Raw genomic sequence first — 6,697 nt, forward strand, 5'->3', positions numbered from 1 at the left:
GCATCTGCCTGTTCGGTTTGGGTGAGTTTGGTTCCGGCGGCAGTCAAAGCAGCGGTCTTTTGGCCGATCTCTGCGTTGAGCCCATCGAGCTTCGCCTGTGCCGCGGCAGTCTCGGCATCGAAAGTACTCGTAGCTGTTGTGGAGGAATCGGAAGAATCGGAACCATTGCAGGCGCTAAGGCCGAGCGCTGCGAAAAGCAGCAAAAAGCGAAAATTCATAAGTGCAAAATCCTGATTACAATTGCTTACAACCCTTTCAAAATTTGCTGCGCTGCACAATTCGCCTAAAGTTTAATCAGACAAGAAAAATGCTCTTACTCGTTGCATTTCATGAAGTGCACACAGTTGTTGATGACCAATGATCTCGAAAAGCTGCTGGACTTGTGAGCAGGAACCCTGTCAAAACGCCACACTATTGCAATGCCGGACACAATGCCTTGATCGACCTGCCTGCCCTTCCTGTCACAGAGATCCTGCCGGCGCTCGACGTTGCGCTGACCAATGGCAATGCTGGCGTCCTTGTCGCTCCGCCCGGTGCCGGCAAGACCACCCTCGTTCCGCTGCACTGGCTCGGTGCATCGTGGCGCAAGGATCGCACGATCATCCTCCTCGAACCACGCCGCCTTGCCGCGCGCGCCGCCGCCAGCCGCATGGCAAGCCTGCTCGGCGAGGAAGTCGGCGCAACCGTCGGCTATCGTATGCGGCTTGAAAACAAGGTCTCGGCGAAAACGCGCATCCTCGTTGTCACCGAAGGCGTTTTCGCCCGAATGATCCTCGACGATCCCGACCTGAAAGACATCGCTGCCGTACTCTTCGATGAATTTCACGAACGCAGCCTCGACGCAGATTTTGGCCTTGCGCTGGCGCTCGATGTGCAGGCGGCCTTGCGACCTGACTTGAAGCTTCTTGTCATGTCGGCAACGCTCGATGGCGCCCGGGTCGCACGTCTGCTCAATGACGCGCCGGTGCTGGAAAGCAAGGGCCGCTCATTCCCCATCGATATCCGATATCGGGAACGCAAACCGGACGAGCGGATCGAGGACGCCATGGCCAAGGCCATTCGCGATACGCTCGCCGACGAGACCGGCAGCGTCCTCGCTTTCCTGCCAGGCCAGCGCGAGATCGAGCGCACCGCCGAGGCGCTGCAAGGCCGCGTGCCCGCCGACGTCATGATCGTGCCGCTTTACGGTGCACTCGAAGGCCGCGATCAGGACGCTGCAATCAAGCCGCCACCTCCCGGCAAACGCAAGGTGGTGCTTGCCACCTCCATCGCCGAAACCTCGATCACCATCGATGGTGTGCGCGTTGTCATCGACAGCGGCTTGGCGCGACTGCCGAAATTCGAACCCGCCACCGGATTGACTCGTCTGGAAACCGTGCGTGCTTCCCGTGCGGCAGTCGATCAGCGAGCCGGGCGCGCCGGGCGAACGGAGCCCGGCATCGCACTGCGCCTCTGGCGAGCCGAACAGACGGCGGCGCTGGAAGCCTTCGCCCCGCCGGAAATCCTCGAAGCGGATTTGACCGGCCTCGTGCTCGATTGTGCCGCCTGGGGTGTTGCCGATCCGGCGAGCCTTGCCTTTCTCGACGCGCCTCCCGTCCCTGCCATCAAGGAGGCCAAGGCGCTGCTGGGAAATCTCGGAGCGCTGGAGAGCAATCGCGTCACGCCCATGGGTAACGAAATGCGGAAGTTGGCTTTGCCTGCGCGCCTTGCCCATATGGTGCTGACTGCACGCGTACGGGGGCAGGCATACCGGGCGGCGGAACTTGCTGTCGTCCTCACGGAACGCGGCCTCGGCGGCAATGATATTGATCTTGACGTTCGCCTCTCGCGCTTCCAGCGCGAACGCGGCGATCGTGCAACACGGGCGCGCGGGCTGGCAAAGCGATTAGCGGGAAATGGCGGCGCTGCAGCAGATCCCGACAGTGTCGGCCGCCTGCTCATCGGCGCCTATCCCGACCGGATCGCCAAGGCGCGCGGCAATGGCCAATTCACCCTCGCGAACGGGCGCGGCGGCGAGGTCGATCCAGCCACTTCGCTTGCGAAGTCGCCATGGCTCGTCGTTGCCGATCTCGCCGGGCGAGCGGGGCGTGCGCGCATCCTTGCCGCTGCGGAAGTAACCGAAGCGGAAATCCGCGATGCGCTCGCAACAGGCATCGTCAGCGGCCGGCAGGTGACCTACGATCCCACGCGAAATGCCCTGCGGGCACGCGATGGCACCCGTATCGGCGCCATCGCATTGTCCGAAAAGACGCTACCAGCGCCCACAGGCGAGGAGGCTGACCTTGGCGTCATCGCCGCCCTCCGCGCGCATGGTCTCGACATTCTGCCATGGTCGAAGGAAGCGACGATCCTGCGCCGCCGGCTCGCCTGGCTGCATCAGGGGCTCGGTTCGCCCTGGCCAGCCATGGATGACGATGCTCTCCTCGCGTCGCTGGATGACTGGCTGTTGCCCTTCCTCAAGGGTTCGGCACATTTGAGCCAGATCCCCGGCCACGTGCTGATCGAGGGGTTGCGCTCAGCTGTTCCCTATGATCTCCAACGCAAGATCGACACTCTCGCGCCGACCCATTTCGAAGTGCCAACCGGCTCGAACATCCCGATCCGCTACGACGAAGGGGAACCGGTGCTGAGCGTGCGCGTACAGGAGCTCTTCGGTCTCGGAACGCACCCCGCCATTGCGGGTGGCACCATCCCTCTCCTGCTTGAACTCCTGTCGCCCGCACATCGCCCGATCCAGATTACACGCGATCTTCCCGGCTTCTGGAAAGGCTCTTGGGCGGATGTACGCAGCGACATGCGCGGCCGCTATCCAAGACACGTCTGGCCGGAGGATCCTGCCAATGCATCGCCGACCGCCAGGGCAAAACCTCGGGGGACTTGAAAGCCGCAGCCTTGACCCTCCCCCTTGTGGAGAGGGAGGCTGCGCAGCAGCAGGGAGGGGCCTTTTTAGAAAAGAACCCCTCCCCGTCGCTTCGCTCCGCTCCCTCCCCACAAGGGGGAGGGTAAGGCGGCAGCGCTGCTGCCTCCCCAAAAACTCCACAATTCCCTTTGCACTCCGTTTGTTCTAAAGCTCCCGCATGGTTCAGGATTTCGGCATACGCTCATCATATCTGTCGCGCCGTTTGCGGCTGACGACGCTCATTCGCCTGCGCTGGCTTGCCGTTGCCGGGCAGAGCATCGCGGTGCTTTTCGTCGCGCTCTACCTCAAATTCCCCTTCCCGGTCAGCATCTGTTTCGCGATGATCGCCTGTTCGGCGTGGCTGAACCTCCTGATGTCATTCCGCTATCCGATCAACCACCGGCTCGAGCCGCGCGCGGCGGTCACTGTCCTCGCCTTCGATATCCTGCAGGTGGCGGGTCTCCTTTATATGACCGGCGGACTGCAGAACCCCTTCGCGGTGCTGATGATCGTCCCGGTGATCATTTCCGCCACCTCGCTGCCAGCCTATTCGACCATAGCGCTCGGCCTTCTCGTCACCATCTGCGCCACGGTGCTTGCCAACGTCTACCTGCCGCTGCCCTGGTATGAGGGCCAGAGCATGCAGCTTCCCTTCGTGCTCATTGCCGGCGTCTGGTGTTCGGTGGTCTCCGCCCTCGCCTTCACCGCCGTCTATGCCTATCGCGTCGCAGAAGAGGCGCGCCTCCTCGCCGATGCGCTGACAGCAACGGAGTTGATTCTGCAGCGCGAGCAGCATCTCTCCGCGCTGGATGGGCTTGCTGCCGCCGCCGCGCATGAGCTCGGCACCCCGCTTGCGACGATTGCCCTCGTCGCCAAGGAAATGGAGCGAAGTCTCAAACAGGACGACCGTTTTGCCGAAGACATCGAGCTTCTGCGTTCGCAGACCGACCGCTGCCGCGAGATTCTGAAGCGGCTGACCAGCCTGTCCTCGACCAGCGAAGAACACATGTCGCGGTTGAAGATCTCCTCGCTCATCGAGGAAGTCATCGAGCCCAACCGCAATTTCGGTATCAATATCGTGGTGAAGAAGCTGAGGGGCGAAGGTGTCGAACCGATCATCCGGCGTAATCCTGGCATCATCTACGGGCTGGGCAATCTGGTCGAGAACGCGATTGATTTTGCCAGGGCGACAATCGAGGTGAGCTGGGGCTGGACCGACAGGACGGTGGAGATCATCGTCAGCGACGATGGCCAAGGTTTTGCCGCCGAGATTCTCGACCGGATCGGCGAACCCTACACCACCGGCCGCGACCGCGAAATCAATGAACATGGCGGCGGRCTCGGGCTCGGCCTGTTCATCGCCAAGACGCTTTTGGAGCGTTCTGGCGCGACGATTACCTTCCGCAATCGCAACGATCCGGGCCAGGGTGCGGAGGTCATCGTGAGCTGGCCGCGCAATCAACTCGCTGCCGATTGATAATCTTTGACTTTTTGTTCATTGCGAACCATTAACAACGAATAATATGAAAAAAAGAGCAGGAAACCCTGATGGAAAACACGGATCAGGACGATATTGCAGCCATAGGCGGCGATCCGACACTTCTTCTTGTCGATGATGACAAGCCCTTTTTGCAGCGTCTTGCACGCGCCATGGAAACGCGAGGCTTCACCGTCGCCATCGCCGATTCGGTCGAGGCCGGACTTGCTAGCGTCAAGACCCACGCCCCGGCCTATGCGGTGGTCGACATGCGGCTCGGCGATGGCAACGGTCTCGACATTATCGAGGCTATCCGCGCCCGGCGCGAAGACACGCGTGCCGTTATCCTGACCGGCTATGGCAACATCGCGACGGCGGTCAATGCGGTCAAACTCGGCGCCATCGATTACCTGTCGAAGCCAGCCGATGCTGATGAAGTCTTTGCGGCATTGACGCGGCGTTCCGGCGAAAAGGTCGCTCCGCCAGAGAATCCGATGTCGGCCGACCGGGTTCGCTGGGAACATATTCAGCGCGTCTACGAGATGTGCGATCGCAATGTTTCCGAAACGGCCCGCAGGCTCAACATGCACCGCCGCACCTTGCAGCGTATTCTGGCCAAACGAGCTCCGCGTTAGCCTACTCTACGTCTGTTTCAGGCAAGTCTATCCCCGACAGTTCGGCCAAAGTCATGCGCGCCGCGCTGACGCGGGCAAACCGCAGCGTCATGGCCTTGCGGGTTGCGCTTGCAAGCTTGTGCTCGGGCGCATCGCGGATGATTTCGGCGCCGTAGCCGTCCGAAAGAATGAACCCGCAATCCAATGGAAAAATGTCCGCGGGAACACCCGGATGCGTAGCAAAGAACAACCGGTCGCAATGCTCGCGATAGATCGGCCATTTGCGATCCACCCTCCAGTCCTCGATCGACGATTTGATCTCGACGATCCAGATTTCTCCGCTGCGTGTCAATGCCACAAGGTCGGCGCGCCGACCGGACGCCAAAGGCAATTCCGGCATCACCGCAAGCCCGAGTTCGAGAAAAAGCCGCTGCACACCGCGGCGTACCAGCATGGCGTTTTCCGATTGCCGCCCATCGATGAGCGGGCTTGTCTGACCCAGGCTGACTAGAGGCATGATCCGCAGAATATCGGCAAATTTGCAACCATGGCAAAAAAACTACACCGCCCGGTTGAGGATTGACAGGTTAACGAAAAACTTCGCTTTACGGTTAATCAGCCATTAACAATAATGGCGCTAGAGAGGCAACACAAGAAAACGTACATAGATTCGCTTTAACATTGGGGTGACCATGCAACTCAAGACTATCGTCCTCGCAGTTGGGCTGATGGCTACAACTGCCTTGACCGGCTGTTCTACGATCGGTTTCAGCTATTCCACCGCCTCCTACAATTCCGTCGTCGATGCCGGCTACGTGATTCCCGCTGTTCCCCGCTCCAAGATCCCGCCGCAGTATCTGCGCCAGGAAGTCAACTATGATGGCAGCGAAGCTCCGGGGACGATCATCGTCGATACGGGTACGAAATATCTCTATTATGTGCTCGGCGGTGGTAAGGCGATGCGCTACGGCATCGGCGTCGGCAAGCAGGGTTTCGAATGGCACGGTACCGCGCGCGTCGCGATGAAGCGCGAATGGCCAACATGGACACCGCCGCGTGAGATGATCCAGCGCCAGCCCAAGCTTGCGGAATTCCGCGACGGCATGGACCCCGGCATCACCAACCCGCTCGGCGCCCGTGCGCTTTACCTGTTCAACAAGGGTGGCGACACCGGCTACCGCCTGCACGGCACACCGGAATGGTGGTCGATCGGCAAGGCCATGTCTTCCGGTTGCATTCGCCTGATGAACCAGGACATCATGGACCTTTATAACCGCGCAGAAGTCGGCGCCAAGGTCATCGTCAGATAAGTTGCTGGCTCAGCAACAAGTCGAATAGGCCGCTTTCGAGCGGCCTTTATTCGTTCCAGGGGTTGAAGATGGAAACTCCGGTGGATTGAAAGTCGGCCACATTGCGGGTGACGAGAGTCATACCGTGAACAATTGCAGTTGCCGCAATAAATGAATCCCGTTCCGCTTGGGGATTTGGAACATGCAAATGCGCACAACATTGTGCAACAGCACTATCTACCGCAAGAATTCGTTCTCTGAATTCAATGAGAACCCAACCGTTCAGCCAAGCGCGTAAGACCAGGCCCTGCTTTGCATCTCTGCGCTCCATCAGCAGAGTACCTAATTCGAGCTCGAAGACGGTGATCGAGGACAGAAAAAAATCGTTAAAATTATTCGCAGCCGCCCAAGCCAATAC

Annotated in this window: 7 protein-coding genes; 4 read left to right on the forward strand and 3 right to left on the reverse strand. The window is 60.0% G+C overall.

The features are described 5' to 3' along the window. The coding region (locus tag ACXJ5O_RS15525) for a hypothetical protein (protein WP_457300673.1) at positions 1 to 218 on the reverse strand (218 nt) is incomplete at its 3' end. A 218-nt stretch (positions 219 to 436) separates the two neighbouring features. Between ACXJ5O_RS15525 and hrpB the strand changes: the two genes are divergently transcribed. The 3 genes from hrpB (at position 437) to ACXJ5O_RS15540 (ending at position 5,011) form a co-directional block, all read left to right on the forward strand. Next, complete coding sequence (hrpB, locus tag ACXJ5O_RS15530; RefSeq protein ID WP_457300674.1) at positions 437 to 2,881, forward strand: ATP-dependent helicase HrpB; 2,445 nt, start codon at positions 437 to 439, stop codon at positions 2,879 to 2,881. Between the two features lie 196 nt (positions 2,882 to 3,077). Continuing rightward, entirely contained in the window at positions 3,078 to 4,376 is a 1,299-nt protein-coding gene (locus ACXJ5O_RS15535; protein ID WP_112525469.1) for an ActS/PrrB/RegB family redox-sensitive histidine kinase, read from the forward strand. Between the two features lie 71 nt (positions 4,377 to 4,447). Further along, positions 4,448 to 5,011: an ActR/PrrA/RegA family redox response regulator transcription factor gene (locus ACXJ5O_RS15540; RefSeq protein ID WP_112525471.1), complete on the forward strand. Its 564-nt coding sequence runs from the start codon at positions 4,448 to 4,450 to the stop codon at positions 5,009 to 5,011. 1 nt (position 5,012) lies between these two features. Here the strand turns inward: ACXJ5O_RS15540 and ACXJ5O_RS15545 are convergent, their stop codons facing one another. Continuing rightward, positions 5,013 to 5,507 carry an MmcB family DNA repair protein gene (locus tag ACXJ5O_RS15545; protein ID WP_262294473.1) on the reverse strand — a complete coding sequence of 165 codons (495 nt, stop codon included), beginning with the start codon at positions 5,505 to 5,507 and terminating at the stop codon, positions 5,013 to 5,015. Positions 5,508 to 5,682: 175 nt separating this feature from the next. Between ACXJ5O_RS15545 and ACXJ5O_RS15550 the strand changes: the two genes are divergently transcribed. Then, positions 5,683 to 6,300 (forward strand): L,D-transpeptidase, encoded by a 618-nt coding sequence (locus tag ACXJ5O_RS15550; protein ID WP_209998354.1) that lies wholly within the window; start codon positions 5,683 to 5,685, stop codon positions 6,298 to 6,300. Positions 6,301 to 6,346: 46 nt separating this feature from the next. On the opposite strand, the gene ACXJ5O_RS15555 is transcribed toward ACXJ5O_RS15550, so the two are convergent. After that, on the reverse strand, positions 6,347 to 6,697 hold a 351-nt coding region (locus ACXJ5O_RS15555; RefSeq protein ID WP_457300675.1), incomplete at its 5' end, for a PIN domain-containing protein.

The sequence above is a fragment of the Phyllobacterium sp. P5_D12 genome (genome assembly GCF_054049495.1).

What these genes read in the sequence shown, in the direction of transcription:
- ACXJ5O_RS15550 (WP_209998354.1), top strand. Translation starts at nt 5,683, where the DNA reads ATGCAACTCAAGACTATCGTCCTCGCAGTTGGGCTGATGGCTACAACT.
- ACXJ5O_RS15545 (WP_262294473.1), bottom strand. Translation starts at nt 5,507, where the DNA reads ATGCCTCTAGTCAGCCTGGGTCAGACAAGCCCGCTCATCGATGGGCGG.
- ACXJ5O_RS15540 (WP_112525471.1), top strand. Translation starts at nt 4,448, where the DNA reads ATGGAAAACACGGATCAGGACGATATTGCAGCCATAGGCGGCGATCCG.